This is a genomic window from Halomonas sp. YLGW01 (genome assembly GCF_014840935.1).
GTDB lineage: Bacteria > Pseudomonadota > Gammaproteobacteria > Pseudomonadales > Halomonadaceae > Onishia.
Genome location: NZ_CP062005.1, coordinates 2,802,770 through 2,816,849, shown reverse-complemented (window position 1 = coordinate 2,816,849; position 14,080 = coordinate 2,802,770). Strand labels below are relative to the sequence as shown.

Below are 14,080 nucleotides of genomic sequence, written 5' to 3'. Positions count from 1 at the left end.
TGCGTTATCTCTATAGACTCGGCCAAGCGAATCGGCGGGTCTATCGCGCCGGATTCCTCCACTGGCGAGGGAGGTGCATCTGCATGCAACTGGCTGTGCTGGGAGGCTTCGCGGTGGCGGCCATGGCCCCGCTGCTGCATCACTGGTTTGGCGCGCGCACCCCGCTGGTGATGGCGCTGCTGCCCGCGGCTCTGGCGGCCTGGCTGGTCGGGCTGTGGCCGAGCATCGCCTCGGGTGAGGTTCTGCTGCTCGAATGGGCCTGGGTGCCCGGCCTCGATATCACCCTGACCTTTCTGATCGACGGCCTCTCCTGGCTGTTTGCCCTGCTGATCACTGGCATCGGTGCCCTGGTGCTGATCTATTCGGGCGAGTACCTGCGCGGCCATCGCGACCTGCCGCGCTTCTTGGTGGTGATCACCGCCTTCATGATGTCGATGCTGGGCCTGGTGCTGGCGGACAACCTGATCACGCTGTTCGTGTTCTGGGAGCTGACCAGCATCACCTCCTACCTGCTGATCGGCTTCAACCATACCGACCCTGGCGCCCGCAAGGCGGCCCTGCAGGGCCTGTTCGTTACCGTCGGTGGTGGCCTGGCGCTGCTGGCCGGCCTCGTGCTGCTGGCCCTGGCCGGTGACAGCTGGTCGCTGCATGAACTCGTCCAGCGCGGCGATGCCCTGCGCGGTCACGCCCTCTATACGCCTCTGCTGATCTGCGTGCTGCTGGGCGCCTTCACCAAGTCGGCGCAGTTTCCCTTCCACTTCTGGCTGCCCAACGCCATGGCGGCGCCGACGCCGGTCTCCGCCTACCTGCACTCGGCGACCATGGTCAAGGCCGGCATCTACCTGCTGGCGCGGCTGCACCCCGCCCTGGGCGGTACCGAAGCCTGGATGCTCAGCCTGTCGCTGGTGGGCGCGCTGACCATGGCCACCGGGGCCGTCCTGGCGATCCAGCACACCAACGTCAAGAAACTGCTCGCCTACTCCACGGTGATGGCGCTCGGTACCCTGACCCTGCTGCTGGGGATCGGCACCGCTGGTGCGCTGACCGCCTTCGCGGTCTTCCTGCTGGCACACTCGCTGTACAAGGGGGCGCTGTTCATGGTGGCCGGCATCCTCGATCACGAGACCGGCACCAAGGACGTCACGGCCATGGGCGGGCTGCGCCGGGTCATGCCGGCGACTGCAGTGGTGGCCGGGGTCGCCGGCCTGTCGCTGGCCGGCCTGCCGCCCCTGTTGGGCTTCGTGGGCAAGGAGCTGATGCTGACGTCGGTGCTGGAGGCACCCGCCTGGCGCCCCCTGATCCTGCTGCTGGCCTTCACGGCGGCCTTCCTGACCCTGGCGGTCGCGGCCATCGTTATCCTGCGACCCTTCTTCGGCCATCGGCAAACCACGCCGAAAACCCCTCATGATCCGTCCCGTGCCATGCTGGCAGGCCCCGGGCTATTGGCCGCGCTGTCGCTGGTCTTCGGCCTGGCGCCGGGACTGCTGGATCCCCTGGTCGCCGCCGTCATGGAGGCTGGAGGCGTCTCGGGGGCCGGGGTTCACCTGGCACTGTGGCACGGCTTCAACCTGCCGCTCGGGCTATCCCTTGTGAGCCTTGTGCTGGGCCTTCTGACCTATCGCCACTGGGATCGGCTATGCGTCGGACTCGCCCGCCTCACGCCGTTGATGCGCTACGGTCCCGAGGCCGGTTACGAGGCGCTGATGGCGGGGCTGGTGGCCCTGGCGGATGGCCAGACCCGCTTCCTGCAGAACGGCTATATCCGCAACTACCTGGTGATGACCCTGCTGGTGCTGGTGGGGCTCGTCGGGCATGCGCTGCTCTTCCGGCACGGCCTCGCCCTCGATGTGGCCCTGTCGGTCTACTTCCATGAGGCGGTCATCGCCGGCCTGATGATCGCCGGTGCCGTGGCGGCCTGCGTGATGCGCTCACGCCTGGCGGCGGTGGCCGCGCTCGGCGTCATGGGGTTCTCCATCGCCCTGACCTTCGTGCTCTTCAGCGCGCCGGACCTGGCCATCACCCAGCTGCTGGTCGAGACGCTGACGGTGATCCTGCTGGTGCTGGTGCTGTTCCGCCTGCCGCGCTTCGCCACCCTGTCCACGCCGCTGGAGCGGTTGCGCGACCTGGTGGTGGCGAGCCTCACCGGGGGACTGATCACGCTGCTGATGCTCGCGGTGCTTTCGGGCGAGCGACTGCCCCGGATCTCGGACTACATGGTTGCCAACAGCCAGCCGTTGGGGCACGGCCACAATATCGTCAATGTCATCCTGGTGGACTTCCGGGCGCTGGACACCCTGGGCGAGATGTTCGTCCTGGCCCTGGCCGCCATCGGGGTCTTCGCCATGCTGCGCTTCCATGCCGAACCGGCCGAAGGCGGCGATCGCGATGGCCGACGCAACCTCGCGCCGACGGAGGACGACCATGGGTAGATCGGGCACCCTGATCCTCAATGCGGCGGCACGCCTGCTGCTACCGCTGCAGCTGCTGTTCTCGGTGTTCCTGCTGCTGCGGGGGCACGACGAGCCGGGCGGCGGCTTCATCGCCGGACTGGTGGCCGCGGGCGCCTTCGCCCTCTACCTCTTTTCCCAGGGACGGCATGCGCTGGCCGAGATGCTGAAGGTGTCGCCCCGCGACCTGATCGGCATGGGGCTCCTGTTCGGCGTGATCTCGACGCTGCCCGGCTGGTGGGCCGGCGAGCCGTTCTTCACCGCCCAGTGGTGGACGATTCCGGTCATCGATTTCAAGGCCTCGACGCCCCTGATCTTCGATATCGGCGTCTACCTGGTGGTGGTGGGCTCGGTGCTGACCGCCATCACCGCCCTGGTCGATACCGACCACGCCGACCATGAGCAGACCGACCACGACCCGGCCAACCACGACGGTTAAGGAGATCCCATGGAGCCCTTGATGGCTATCACCATCGGCATCCTGTTTGCCGCCGCCATCTACATGATGCTGCGGCGCTCGATCGTCAAGCTGGTGATCGGGCTGATCCTGCTTTCGAATGCCGCCAACCTCCTGATCTTCGCCACGGCGGGGATGGTGCGGGGCGCCCCGCCCCTGGTGCCGAAGGGCCTGGCCGCCCCCGAGGCGGCGGTGGCCGACCCGCTGCCTCAGGCGCTGGTGCTCACGGCGATCGTCATCGCCTTCGGGGTGCTGTCCTTCGCCGTGGTGCTGGTGCGTCGCGCCTGGGAGATCGTGGGCGCCGATGATCTGGATCAGATGAAGGACACTGACACATGATGCCCCAGGTCGCGCTGCCCATTCTCATCCCGCTGTTCGCGGGCGCCGTCTCATTGGTGTTCTGGCGCTCCCGCAGCATGCAGCGATTCATCGCGGTGGCCGGGACGGCCGGCCTGCTGGTCACCAGCCTGTGGCTGCTCGCCACGGTACGGGGCGACGGCATCCAGGTCATGCACATGGGCGGCTGGGCGGCCCCCTTCGGCATCAGCCTGGTGGCCGACCTGCTCGGCGCGATCATGGTGGTGCTCACCGGCATGATCGGCTTCGCGGTGGCGCTCTTCTCGCTGGCGACGGTGGGACGCGGTCACGAGGCCTATGGCTACTTTCCCTTGATGCATCTGCTGCTGGCCGGCGTGGCCGGCGCCTTTCTCACCGGCGACATCTTCAACCTCTATGTCTGGTTTGAAGTGATGCTGGTGGCCTCCTTCGCGTTGCTGATCCTGGGTAGCGAGAAGGCGCAGATGGAAGGGGCGATCAAGTACGTCACGCTTAACCTGGTCTCCTCGGTGATCTTCCTGGTCGCGGTGGGGCTGCTCTACGGCATGGTGGGCACGCTCAACATGGCCGACATCGCCCGCCGTCTGGCGACCCGCGAGGACGGCGGCATGGCCGATGTCCTGGCGATGATGTTCATGGTGGCCTTCGGCATCAAGGCCGCCGCCTTTCCCCTGTTTTTCTGGCTGCCGGCCTCCTATCACACCCCGCCGGTGGCGGTCTCGGCGCTGTTCGCCGCCCTGCTGACCAAGGTCGGCGTCTATGCGCTGTTTCGGGTCTTCACGCTGATCTTTCACCAAAGCCCGGGCTATACCCACGAGATTCTGCTGTGGGGCGCCGGCCTGACCATGCTCTCCGGGGTGCTGGGGGCGGCGGCGCAGTTCGAGTTCCGGCGCATCCTGTCCTTCCATATCGTCAGCCAGATCGGGTACATGCTCCTGGGGCTGGCGCTGTTCACGCCGCTGGCGATCATCGGCGGGGTCTTCTACATCATGCACCACATCATCGTGAAGACGACCCTCTTCCTGATCAGCGGCATCGTCCACCGGCTCCAGGGCAGCTATCGGCTCGAGTCGCTGGGCGGGCTGTATCGCAGCCACCCCTGGCTTGCCGTGCTGTTCCTGATCCCGGCGTTGTCGCTGGCGGGCATGCCGCCCCTCTCTGGTTTTTTCGCCAAGTTCATCGTCATCCGCGCCGGCCTCGAGGCAGAGGCCTATGGGGTGACCTTCATCGCCCTGCTAGTGGGGCTGCTGACGCTCTATTCGATGATCAAGATCTGGGCCGAGGTGTTCTGGAAGGCGCCGCCTGAGGAAGAGGACGCCGGCGCCCTCAGGGCGGTGGGCCAGCGGGAGATGTGGCTGATGGCCACGCCGGTGGTAGGGCTCTCGCTCTGTACCCTGTTCATCGGCCTCAACGCCGAGCCCCTCTATGCCCTGGCCGAGGCCTCTGCGGGTCAGCTGCTGGCGCCCGATCGCTATATCGAGGCCGTGCTAGGCGCAACCGGGGAGGAGATGCCATGACCGGAGCCGCCTGGAACCTGTTGCTCGGCGTGGCCTGGGTGGTGCTCACCGGCGACTTCAGCGGGGGCAGCCTGCTGGCCGGGCTGGTCTTCGGCTATCTGGCGCTGGCGCTTATCCAGCCTCAGGTGCCGGCCCTGGCCGGCTATGCGCAGCGCCTGCCGCGCCTGGTCCGCTTCATCGGCTTCTTCCTCAAGGAGCTGGTGGCCGCCAACCTCAAGGTCGCCTATGACATCGTGACGCCGCCCTGGTACATGACGCCGGGGGTGATCGCCATGCCGCTGAAGGCCAGGACCGAGTTCGAGATCGCCTTCGTCGCCAACCTCATCTCGCTGACACCGGGGACCCTGAGCCTGGACGTGTCCGACGATCGGCAGGTGCTCTATATCCATGCCATGTTCCTGGACGACGAGCCGGCGCTTCGGCGCAGCCTGGCCGAACTGGAGCGCCGGGCACTGGCCCTGTTTCACTAGCGACGGGAGGAGAGTCCCTTGTCGAGCATCATCCTTGTGAGTCTTGCCATGATGGCGCTGGCACTGTGCCTGGCCTTCGTGCGCCTCTATCGAGGCCCCAGCCTGCCGGACCGGGTGGTAGCGCTGGAGCTCTTCTCGGCGATCCTCGTCGGCATGATCGGCCTGATTGCCATCGCCACCGATGTGCCGAGCCTGCTGGATGTGGCCATCGTCATGGCGCTGATGGCCTTCATGGCCACCATCGGCTTCGCCCGTTTCCTGGAGCGAGGAGGGCCGCGGGATGATTGAACCGATCGAGAGCGTCCTGATCCTGGCCGGGTCCGCCTTCATGCTGGTGGCCGCCCTCGGCGTGCTGCGCCTGCCCGACCTGATGACTCGCATGCACGCCACCACCAAGGCCGCGACCCTCGGTGTCTCGTTGATCATGCTGGCGGTGGCGCTGCATTTCGCCGTCGAGGCCGTGGTGGCCCGGGCCTTCGGGGTCATACTCTTCATCCTGCTGACCGCACCGGTGGCCGCCCATGTGATCGGGCGGGCGGGGTACTTCGTCGGCACGCGCCTGTGGAGCGGCACGATCAAAGATGAGCTCAGGCCCAACTATGACCCGGTCACCCACCGGCTCAGCAGCCATCGGGAGACCGAGGCCAATGCCGCCCGTGCCCCCGGAGAGTCCGATGAGGCCGGCTGAGCCGGCTCTTCGTCGCATTTCGCCCTCGTGAAGGCCGCCCTCGGGCGGCCTTCTTCGTGATGCCTTCCTGCCCGGTCATTATCATGTACAATAGCTGTACTTATATATTTTTTTGTCCAACTGTGCGGGCCTGCCGTCGGGCATGGCCAAGGGGGTGGCATGCGACGCAAGGCCGAGCTTCCCGTCAAGACCTGCCGTCAGTGCGAGCGTCCCTTCCGCTGGCGGCGCAAGTGGGCTCGTTGCTGGGATGAGGTGCAGCATTGCAGCGAGCGCTGCCGCCGCGAGGCGCGTCGCGCCAGGAGGGCCTCGTGAGCCCCGAACTGGTGTGGCTGCGGGATGACCTGCGCCTGGGCGACAACCCCCTGTTTCAGTTCGATGCGCCGCCGGCCTCGTTGTTGTGTGTCTACGTGCTCGACGAGCGCTGGCTGGCGCCTCTGGCACCGGGGCTGACCGTCAGGCGCATCGGCCCGGCGCGGCTGAGTTTTCTCTGGCAGAGCCTGATCGCCCTGCGAGGCGAGCTGCTGACGCGAGGCAGCGACCTGCTGGTACGCATCGGCGACCCGCCTGCGGTGATCTCGGAGCTTGCCGCTGGGTTAGATGTCTGTCGCGTTCATGTGCGCGACGCCCCCGGTCATGACGAGACCGCCGACCTGTCGAGCCTGGCCGAACGGCTGCCCGCGAGCTGTGACCTTCGGCGATGCGAAAGCGGCACCCTGTTCGAGCAAGAAGCGCTGCCCTTCGCCCTCGAGGCCCTGCCGAGCAGTTTCTCGGCCTTTCGTCGCCACATGGAGGCGGGGTGGGCGGTGCCGGCGGCTAGCCCCGCGCCGGTCACCCTGCCCCTGTGGCCGGAACGGGCGCCCCGTGGCCTGCCGCCCCTCAAGCGACTCTGCCCCGAGGCCGCGGCTTGGCAGGCGGATGCCCGCGGCGAGTTCCGCTTCCACGGCGGTGAAGAGCCCGGCCTGGCGCGACTCGAGCACTATCTCTGGCACAGCGGCGCCATCGCCCGCTATAAGCAGACCCGCAACGGCCTCAAGGGCAGCGACTTCTCGACCCGGCTGTCGCCCTGGCTGGCCACGGGCTGTCTCTCGGCGCGCCAGGTCCATGATCGGGTACGCGCCTGGGAAGCGGAGCAGGGTGCCTGTGCGTCGAGCTACTGGGTCATCTTCGAGCTGCTGTGGCGGGACTACTTCCACTGGGTTGCCCGCGGGGAAGGCGATCGGCTCTTTGGCTCCCGTGCGCTGCCCGCGCCGCCCCCCGCCTTTATCGACTGGTGTCGCGGCAAGACCGGGGTGCCCTTCATCGATGCCGGCATGCGCGAACTCGCCGCGACTGGCTGGTTGTCCAACCGGGGGCGCCAGAACGTGGCGAGCTTCCTGGTTCATGATCTGGGCATCGACTGGCGGCTGGGGGCGGCCTGGTTCGAGCATTGCCTGATCGACTTCGACGTGGCCAGCAACTGGGGGAACTGGGGCTATGTGGCCGGCGTGGGGCGTGAGGCGGGCCGGGAGCGCTACTTCAACGTGCTCTGGCAGGCGCGCCGCTATGATCCGGCTGGCGATTATGTGAGCCATTGGCTACCCGAGCTCACAGGCCTGGCTCAAGGCGCCACCCGCCACCAGCCCTGGCGGGCGGCGCCCGAAACCTTCTCTCCGCCCGGCGTCATGCCTGCCGCCTGGGAGACCGAGCTGATGCCGCAAGCCAGGCGTCATGATGTCCTCGCAAACGATGACCCTGCCAAGGAGACCTGATGCGCCTCTTGTTCCCCTCCGGTGAGCCCCGTCTGCCCATCCTGCTCGGCCTGGCCGGCCTGATCCCCTTCGTGGTCACGGCCCTGGGCGGCTGGTGGGCACCGGTTGCCTGGCAGGTGCCGGCGCTGGCGGCCTTTCTCGCCTACGGCGCGGTGATCCTGTCCTTCCTCGGTGGCATCCATTGGGGGTTGGCCATGGGCCGTGATGCCCCCTCGAGCCCCGCCTTTCGCCGCCGACTGGTGGCGAGCATGGCCCCGAGCCTGATCGCCTGGCCGGGGCTCTTGTGGGGCGGGCTGCCGGGGGCCCTGGTCATGATGCTGGGGTTCCTGGCGGTGCGAGGCCTTGAGGCCAGTCCGGCGAGCGTGGCCGGCCTGCCCAGTTGGTACCGCAGGCTGCGCAACGTTCTGACCGCGGTGGTGGTGGTCTGCCATCTGCTGGTGATCGCCCGCCTGTGGCCAGTGTCCTGAGCAGGCGTTGGGAGAAGCCTTGAGCGTGCGCCGTGCGGGGCCTTAGATGGAGTGAACCAAAGCCGGGGTGGGTAAGGCTGGTGACGTAGGGGGATCTGCGCGATGATGCCTGCCTACCCCCGTGATGATGGAGTATCACCCGCGATGCGCAGGATCCTCGTAGGCGCGCTGTTGCTCGGCGCGCTGGCCGGCTGTCAGGGCAGTCCCCTGAGCCAGGCTCAGGCTCAAGACTCGGCTCGAAACCAGACTCAAGACCAGGCTTCATCCGTGTCTTCCGAGACGTCCCTCGGCGATACGTCCGCTGAGCCAGTCACCGCCGAGCGGCCGGCGTCTTTTGATGCCTGGCTCGCTTCTTTCCGCCGCCAGGCGCGGGCCGAGGGCATCGCCGCGTCGACCCTCGATCGCGTCCTGGCCGATGTCCGCTACCGGCCGAAGATTCTCGAGTACGACCGGGCCCAGCCCGAGTTCGTGCGCCCCATCTGGCAATACCTGGACAGTGCCGTGTCGTCGACCCGGGTGAACACCGGGCGCGAGCGCCTGGCCGAGCACCGCACCACCGCCGAGCGCATGGCCGGTCGCTATGGCGTGCCGGCCGAGGTGGTGGTGGCGATCTGGGGCGTGGAGAGCAACTACGGCAGCCACTTCGGCAGTTTCTCGACCCTGGACGCCCTGGCGACCCTGGCCTTCGACGGCCGCCGCCGCGACTTCGCCCGCGGCGAGCTGATCGCCGCGCTGCGCATCATCGAGGCCGGCGATATCGCCCCGGAGCGCATGATCGGTAGCTGGGCGGGGGCCATGGGGCACACCCAGTTTCTGCCCTCGAGCTACCTGGCCTATGCCGAAGACGGCGATAGTGACGGCCGCCGTGACATCTGGGGCAGTATCCCCGACGTGATGGCCTCCACCGCCAACTACCTGGCCCGGGCCGGCTGGCAGGCCGGCGAGCCATGGGGCATCGAGGTGCGTCTGCCGCCCGATTTCGACTACGCCCAGACCGAGCTCGCCACCCGGCGCGCGAGCGAGGCCTGGGCTAAGCAGGGCGTGCGCGCGGTGGACGGCGGCGCGCTGCCGACGCTCGGCCAGGCGTCGATCCTCGCCCCCGCTGGCGCCCGGGGCCCCGCCTTCCTGGTCGGTGGCAACTATCGCGCTATCCTGCGCTACAACAACGCCACCAGCTATGCGCTGGCTGTGGGCACGCTGTCGCGCCGCGTGGCGGGGGAGCCGGGCATCCGTGCCGACTGGCCGCGCCAGGAGACACCGCTTTCCCGAGCTCAGGTGCGCGAGCTGCAGCGCGCGCTCAACGCCCGCGGCTTCGCCACCGGCACGCCGGATGGCATCATGGGACCCAATACCCGCGCCGGGCTGCGCGCCTTCCAGGCCTCCCAGGGCCTGACGCCAGACGGCTTCGCCACGGTGTCGCTGCTCGAGCGGCTGCAGGAGTGAGGGTGGCCCGCCGGCCCTTTGCCGGAGGCCTCGGCTCACCCGTGCGTGCCCCGTCGAGCCGAGCTAGTCGAACCGAGCTAGCCGAGCCGTGCCAGCAGGGCGACGACCGCCGTCTCGACCCGCAGGATACGGCGGCCCAGGTGAATGCCCTGGCAGCCGGCCGCCAATAGCGCCTCCACCTCATAGGGGATGAAACCGCCCTCGGGGCCCACCACCAGGGTCGCCGGGGCCTCGAGCCCGCGGGGGCAGGCCGCCTCCATGCCGGGATGGGCGAGCAGGCCGGTGCGCCCTTTGAGCTGCGCCGGCAGGCGATCTTCGACGAAGGGCTTGAAGCGGGTTTCCAGGTGTACCTCGGGCAGGGCCGTGTCGCGGGCCTGCTCGAGGCCCAGCACCAGGTGCTGATGGATCTTCTCTTCGGACAGTTCGGGCGACTGCCAATAGCTCTTTTCCACTCGCCGGGTGTGTAGCAGGGTGATGCGCTTCACGCCGAGAGCCGTGACGTGCTCAAGCGATCGGGCCAGCATGCGCGGACGGGGCAGGGCCAGGACAAGCTCGATGTCCAGCGCCGGCGGCGGGGCCTGGTCGAGGGCATCGAGGGCGAAGCGGGCGCCGTCTTCATCCAGCGTCACCAGCCGGCCACGGCCGATGGCCCCGCCGCGCACGCCAAGGGTCAGTTCATCGCCGGGGCGGGCGCGATGCACCTCGCGCAGGTGGCGAAGACGCCGAGGGTCGCGCACCCAGGCGTGATGGTCGTCGGTCAGGTCGGCGGGGTCGAGCAGGATCAGGTTCATGTGGCCTCGGCGGCGCGCAGCGGATGACAGGGAGACGGCGACGGTGGCTAGAACGCCAGACGCGGTGCACAATACCAGCAAAGCCGATAACAGGAGCACCGTCCGTGCGCGTGATTCGCAAGTATGCCAACCGCCGGCTCTATGATACCGAACAGAGCCGCTATGTGACGCTCGAGGACCTGCGCAACCTGATCCTCGAGGAAGTGCCCTTTCGCGTCGAGGATGCCAAGTCCGGTGAGGACCTGACCCGCACCATCCTCTTGTCGATCATCATCGAACAGGAACAGGCCGGCGGCGATTCAGAGGTCTTCTCCAACGATCTGCTGGCCCAGTTCATCCGCGTCTACGACATGGCGCAGCCGCTGCCGCTGGCCCGGTATCTGGAGCAGGGTACCCAGTTGATGATGGAGCAGCAGCAGCGCATGCAGGACCAGTGGAAGGAGGCCATGCGCCATACGCCAATGGAAATGATGCGCGAGATGGCCGAGGAAAACATGCGCTTCTGGCAGCAGACCTTCCAGCAGGGGCCTCGGGGCAGTGAAAAGGACGGTGACAAGGGCAGCGACAAGGATTGAGCCCGCCCGACAAGGCCGCCGGCTTTCTGGCATAATGCGCGACCTATTGCGCATTCTCCCTACCCATCAGTCGAGCAAGGTCTGAAGATGAAGGTTCTGATCATCGGCGGCGGCGGCCGCGAACATGCCCTGGCCTGGAAGGTCGCCCAGTCTCCTCGCGTCGAGGCGGTCTACGTGGCTCCCGGCAACGCCGGCAGCCTGGTCGAGCCCAAGGTCTCCAATGTCGACATCGCGGCCACCGACCTGGCGGCCCTCGAGGCCTTCGCCCGCGACCACGCCATCGAGCTGACCATCGTCGGTCCCGAGGCGCCGCTGGTCGAGGGCGTGGTCGACCGCTTCCAGGCTGCGGGGCTTGCGATCTTCGGCCCGACCCAGGCCGCCGCCCAGCTCGAAGGCTCCAAGTCCTTCACCAAGGACTTCCTGGCCCGCCACGCGATTCCCAGCGCGGACTACCAGACCTTCACCGCCGTGGAGCCGGCGCTGGCCTACCTCGCCGAGAAGGGCGCGCCGATCGTCATCAAGGCAGACGGCCTGGCCGCCGGCAAGGGCGTCATTGTGGCCATGACCGAGGCCGAGGCCGAAGCGGCGATCCGCGACATGCTCGAGGCCAACGCCTTCGGCGATGCCGGCGCCCGGGTGGTGATCGAGGAATTCCTCGATGGCGAGGAGGCCAGCTTCATCGTCATGGTCGACGGCGAGCACGTGCTGCCGATGGCCACTAGCCAGGATCACAAGCGCGCCGGCGACGGTGACACCGGCCCCAATACCGGTGGCATGGGCGCCTATTCCCCGGCCCCGGTGGTCACCGAGGCGGTCTATCAGCGCATCATGGACGAGGTGATCCTGCCCACAGTCAAGGGCATGGCGGCCGAGGGACACCCCTACACAGGCTTCCTCTACGCGGGACTGATGATCGACAAGAGCGGCGCGCCCAAGGTGATCGAGTACAACTGCCGCTTCGGTGATCCGGAGACCCAGCCGATCATGATGCGCCTGGAATCCGATCTCGCCGCGCTGTGCCTGGCGGGCAGCCAGGGCGAGCTCGATCGCGCGACCATCGAGTGGGACGAGCGAGCCGCGGTCGGCGTGGTGCTGGCCGCTGGCGGGTACCCGGGCAGCTACCGCAAGGGCGATGTGATCGATGGCATCGAAGCCGCCGAGGATACCGGCTGCAAGGTATTCCATGCCGGTACCACCCAGGATGACCAAGGTCGGGTCGCGACCAGCGGCGGGCGCGTGCTATGTGTGACCGCCCTGGGCGACACGGTGGCGAATGCCCAGGCGCTGGCCTACGAAGGGGTGGCGGCCATCGATTGGCCGGACATGAGCTATCGCCGCGACATCGCCTTCCGCGCCATCGCCCGGGGGCGCTGAGCGCCCCCAGGTCTGACGATAGGCCCGACGAGAGCTTCGACGACAGGGAGTTGACATGCCACGAGTACGCCTGGAATTTCCGGCAGACGCCATCCTGCATCGCCACTCTCTGTCGGTGCGCATCACCGACATGAATTACGGCCGCCACTTGGGCCACGATGCCCTGGTATCGCTGCTGCACGAGGCCAGGACCGAGGCGCTGGCCTCCCGAGGGCTTCGGGAATGGGATCTGGAGGGCTGCCCGAGTGTGGTCGCCGATCTTGCCATCCAGTATCAGGGCGAGGCCGCCTGGCCCGACGCCCTGATCGTCGAGACCGCGATTCCGCCCGTCGAGGGCAAGGCGCTGTGCGTCTATCACCGGGTGGTGCGCGAGCATGACCAGCGTCCCGTGGCCACCGCCCGACTGAACCTGGTGCTGCTCGACCCCGCCACCGGCAAGCCGGTGCCGGTGCCCGAGTCTGTGCAGGAGGCCCTGTCGCCGGCGTGGCCTCGCCCCGAAGGTGGTGCCTGATGTCCCGGGAATATCCGATCATCGCCGTGACCGGCTCCAGCGGGGCGGGGACCACCACGGTGCGCCGGACCTTCGAGCGCATGTTCACCCGCGAGGACGTGCATGCCGCCACCGTCGACGGTGACGCCTTCCATCGCTATACCAAGGACGAGCTGGCCCGGATCTTCCGCGAGGAACCCGAGCGCACCGACGAGCTGTCGCACTTCGCGGTGGAGGCCAACCTGCTGGATCGCCTCGAGGCGCTGTTCCAGGAGTATGGTGACCAGGGCTCCGGCACCTTCCGCCACTACATCCACGCCGAAGACAAGCGGATGATCGAGCTTGGGCACCAGGTCGGCACCTTCACCGATTGGCAGCCGCTGCCCAGCGGCACCGATCTCTTGTTCTACGAGGGGCTGCATGGTGGCCTGGTGACGCCTGAGCACGACATCGCGCGCCACGTCGACCTGCTGGTGGGGGTGGCGCCGACCATGAACCTCGAGTGGATCCAGAAGATCGATCGCGACACCAAGCTGCGGGGCTACTCTCAGGAGGCGGTGATCGACACCATCCTCGGGCGGATGCACGACTATGTGCGCTATATCCAGCCGCAGTTCTCGCGCAGCCACATCAATTTCCAGCGGGTGCCCACGGTGGATACCTCCAACCCCTTCGAGGTCCAGGACATCCCCACCGACGCCGAGTCCTTCGTGGTGATTCGCTTCCGCGATCCTTCCACGGTGGACTTCCCCTACCTGCTGGCGATGATTCAGGATGCCTTCATGAGCCGCCCCCACACCCTGGTGGTGCCCGGGGCGCGCATGCCGTTGGCCATGGAGCTGATCCTGGGCCCACTGGTCCGCCACCTGCTGGCCCAGCGGCGCTTCCGCTGAAGGCCGACCACCACCGACCGTTCCAGAAGGGAGGGGCACCATGGATTGCCTGTTCTGCAAGATCATCAACCGCGAGATTCCCGCCGATATCGTCTATGAAGACGATGAGGTGCTGGCCTTCAACGACATCAGCCCCCAGGCGCCCACGCATCAGCTGGTGATTCCCAAGCGTCATATCCCGACCCTCAACGATATCGCCGAGGAGGACCTGGCGCTGATCGGCCGGCTGCAGTTCACTGCCGCCTCGCTGGCCAAGCAGGCGGGCTTCGCCGACGAGGGCTATCGGGTGGTGATGAACTGCAATGAGCGTGGCGGCCAGACGGTCTATCATGTCCATATGCATCTGATGGGCGGTCGCGACTTCACTTGGCCGGCGGGGTAGCG

17 protein-coding genes are annotated in these 14,080 nt (G+C 67.5%); 16 read left to right on the top strand and 1 reads right to left on the bottom strand.

The features are described from left to right. Nucleotides 1–83 precede the first annotated feature (83 nt). The 11 genes from IEJ03_RS12890 to IEJ03_RS12840 all read left to right on the top strand — a co-directional run bounded on the left by IEJ03_RS12890 (nt 84) and on the right by IEJ03_RS12840 (nt 9,573). Nucleotides 84–2,429: a putative monovalent cation/H+ antiporter subunit A gene (locus tag IEJ03_RS12890; protein WP_192035242.1), complete on the top strand. Its 2,346-nt coding sequence runs from the start codon at nt 84–86 to the stop codon at nt 2,427–2,429. Then, nucleotides 2,422–2,886 (top strand): Na+/H+ antiporter subunit B, encoded by a 465-nt coding sequence (locus IEJ03_RS12885; RefSeq protein ID WP_192035241.1) that lies wholly within the window; start codon nt 2,422–2,424, stop codon nt 2,884–2,886. The genes IEJ03_RS12890 and IEJ03_RS12885 overlap by 8 nt, the downstream gene beginning before the upstream one ends. A 9-nt stretch (nt 2,887–2,895) precedes the next feature. Beyond that, on the top strand, nt 2,896–3,243 hold the full coding sequence (locus IEJ03_RS12880; RefSeq protein WP_192035240.1) for a Na+/H+ antiporter subunit C: 348 nt from the start codon (nt 2,896–2,898) through the stop codon (nt 3,241–3,243). Then, nucleotides 3,240–4,757, top strand: coding sequence for a Na+/H+ antiporter subunit D (locus IEJ03_RS12875; protein ID WP_192035239.1), 1,518 nt, complete (start codon nt 3,240–3,242; stop codon nt 4,755–4,757). The genes IEJ03_RS12880 and IEJ03_RS12875 overlap by 4 nt, the downstream gene beginning before the upstream one ends. Further along, nucleotides 4,754–5,227, top strand: a complete 474-nt coding sequence (locus tag IEJ03_RS12870) for a Na+/H+ antiporter subunit E (RefSeq protein ID WP_192035238.1) — start codon at nt 4,754–4,756, stop codon at nt 5,225–5,227. Before IEJ03_RS12875 ends, IEJ03_RS12870 begins: the two co-directional genes overlap by 4 nt. 18 nt (nt 5,228–5,245) lie before the next feature. Beyond that, nucleotides 5,246–5,515, top strand: a complete 270-nt coding sequence (locus tag IEJ03_RS12865) for a monovalent cation/H+ antiporter complex subunit F (RefSeq protein ID WP_192035237.1) — start codon at nt 5,246–5,248, stop codon at nt 5,513–5,515. Further along, the gene (gene mnhG, locus IEJ03_RS12860; protein ID WP_192035236.1) at nt 5,508–5,915 is read left to right on the top strand and encodes a monovalent cation/H(+) antiporter subunit G; all 408 of its coding nucleotides are present in this window, start codon (nt 5,508–5,510) and stop codon (nt 5,913–5,915) included. The genes IEJ03_RS12865 and mnhG overlap by 8 nt, the downstream gene beginning before the upstream one ends. A gap of 159 nt (nt 5,916–6,074) precedes the next feature. Beyond that, nucleotides 6,075–6,227: a DUF2256 domain-containing protein gene (locus IEJ03_RS12855; RefSeq protein ID WP_192035235.1), complete on the top strand. Its 153-nt coding sequence runs from the start codon at nt 6,075–6,077 to the stop codon at nt 6,225–6,227. After that, nucleotides 6,224–7,663, top strand: a complete 1,440-nt coding sequence (locus IEJ03_RS12850; protein WP_192035234.1) for a DASH family cryptochrome — start codon at nt 6,224–6,226, stop codon at nt 7,661–7,663. Before IEJ03_RS12855 ends, IEJ03_RS12850 begins: the two co-directional genes overlap by 4 nt. After that, nucleotides 7,663–8,130: a DUF3429 domain-containing protein gene (locus IEJ03_RS12845; protein WP_192035233.1), complete on the top strand. Its 468-nt coding sequence runs from the start codon at nt 7,663–7,665 to the stop codon at nt 8,128–8,130. The genes IEJ03_RS12850 and IEJ03_RS12845 overlap by 1 nt, the downstream gene beginning before the upstream one ends. A gap of 144 nt (nt 8,131–8,274) precedes the next feature. Next, complete coding sequence (locus IEJ03_RS12840; protein WP_192035232.1) at nt 8,275–9,573, top strand: lytic murein transglycosylase; 1,299 nt, start codon at nt 8,275–8,277, stop codon at nt 9,571–9,573. Nucleotides 9,574–9,650: 77 nt separating this feature from the next. Here the strand turns inward: IEJ03_RS12840 and IEJ03_RS12835 are convergent, their stop codons facing one another. Beyond that, the gene (locus IEJ03_RS12835) at nt 9,651–10,364 is read right to left on the bottom strand and encodes a 16S rRNA (uracil(1498)-N(3))-methyltransferase (protein ID WP_192035231.1); all 714 of its coding nucleotides are present in this window, start codon (nt 10,362–10,364) and stop codon (nt 9,651–9,653) included. Between the two features lie 104 nt (nt 10,365–10,468). Here IEJ03_RS12835 and phaR point away from each other — a divergent pair, with 104 nt between their 5' ends. The 5 genes from phaR to IEJ03_RS12810 all read left to right on the top strand — a co-directional run bounded on the left by phaR (nt 10,469) and on the right by IEJ03_RS12810 (nt 14,078). Continuing rightward, on the top strand, nt 10,469–10,939 hold the full coding sequence (gene phaR, locus IEJ03_RS12830) for a polyhydroxyalkanoate synthesis repressor PhaR (RefSeq protein ID WP_192035230.1): 471 nt from the start codon (nt 10,469–10,471) through the stop codon (nt 10,937–10,939). A gap of 87 nt (nt 10,940–11,026) precedes the next feature. Beyond that, on the top strand, nt 11,027–12,313 hold the full coding sequence (gene purD, locus IEJ03_RS12825) for a phosphoribosylamine--glycine ligase (protein ID WP_192035229.1): 1,287 nt from the start codon (nt 11,027–11,029) through the stop codon (nt 12,311–12,313). Nucleotides 12,314–12,368: 55 nt separating this feature from the next. After that, on the top strand, nt 12,369–12,824 hold the full coding sequence (locus IEJ03_RS12820; protein ID WP_192035228.1) for a thioesterase family protein: 456 nt from the start codon (nt 12,369–12,371) through the stop codon (nt 12,822–12,824). Further along, on the top strand, nt 12,824–13,696 hold the full coding sequence (locus IEJ03_RS12815; RefSeq protein WP_192035227.1) for a phosphoribulokinase: 873 nt from the start codon (nt 12,824–12,826) through the stop codon (nt 13,694–13,696). The genes IEJ03_RS12820 and IEJ03_RS12815 overlap by 1 nt, the downstream gene beginning before the upstream one ends. 40 nt (nt 13,697–13,736) lie before the next feature. Next, on the top strand, nt 13,737–14,078 hold the full coding sequence (locus IEJ03_RS12810; protein WP_192035226.1) for a histidine triad nucleotide-binding protein: 342 nt from the start codon (nt 13,737–13,739) through the stop codon (nt 14,076–14,078). Nucleotides 14,079–14,080 lie beyond the last annotated feature (2 nt).

Bases quoted from the DNA above. Each gene is read 5' to 3' on its own strand.
- IEJ03_RS12890 (WP_192035242.1), top strand. From the start codon at position 84: ATGCAACTGGCTGTGCTGGGAGGCTTCGCGGTGGCGGCCATGGCCCCG.
- IEJ03_RS12885 (WP_192035241.1), top strand. From the start codon at position 2,422: ATGGGTAGATCGGGCACCCTGATCCTCAATGCGGCGGCACGCCTGCTG.
- IEJ03_RS12880 (WP_192035240.1), top strand. From the start codon at position 2,896: ATGGAGCCCTTGATGGCTATCACCATCGGCATCCTGTTTGCCGCCGCC.
- IEJ03_RS12875 (WP_192035239.1), top strand. From the start codon at position 3,240: ATGATGCCCCAGGTCGCGCTGCCCATTCTCATCCCGCTGTTCGCGGGC.
- IEJ03_RS12870 (WP_192035238.1), top strand. From the start codon at position 4,754: ATGACCGGAGCCGCCTGGAACCTGTTGCTCGGCGTGGCCTGGGTGGTG.
- mnhG (WP_192035236.1), top strand. From the start codon at position 5,508: ATGATTGAACCGATCGAGAGCGTCCTGATCCTGGCCGGGTCCGCCTTC.
- IEJ03_RS12855 (WP_192035235.1), top strand. From the start codon at position 6,075: ATGCGACGCAAGGCCGAGCTTCCCGTCAAGACCTGCCGTCAGTGCGAG.
- IEJ03_RS12845 (WP_192035233.1), top strand. From the start codon at position 7,663: ATGCGCCTCTTGTTCCCCTCCGGTGAGCCCCGTCTGCCCATCCTGCTC.
- IEJ03_RS12840 (WP_192035232.1), top strand. From the start codon at position 8,275: ATGCGCAGGATCCTCGTAGGCGCGCTGTTGCTCGGCGCGCTGGCCGGC.
- IEJ03_RS12835 (WP_192035231.1), bottom strand. From the start codon at position 10,364: ATGAACCTGATCCTGCTCGACCCCGCCGACCTGACCGACGACCATCAC.
- purD (WP_192035229.1), top strand. From the start codon at position 11,027: ATGAAGGTTCTGATCATCGGCGGCGGCGGCCGCGAACATGCCCTGGCC.
- IEJ03_RS12820 (WP_192035228.1), top strand. From the start codon at position 12,369: ATGCCACGAGTACGCCTGGAATTTCCGGCAGACGCCATCCTGCATCGC.
- IEJ03_RS12815 (WP_192035227.1), top strand. From the start codon at position 12,824: ATGTCCCGGGAATATCCGATCATCGCCGTGACCGGCTCCAGCGGGGCG.
- IEJ03_RS12810 (WP_192035226.1), top strand. From the start codon at position 13,737: ATGGATTGCCTGTTCTGCAAGATCATCAACCGCGAGATTCCCGCCGAT.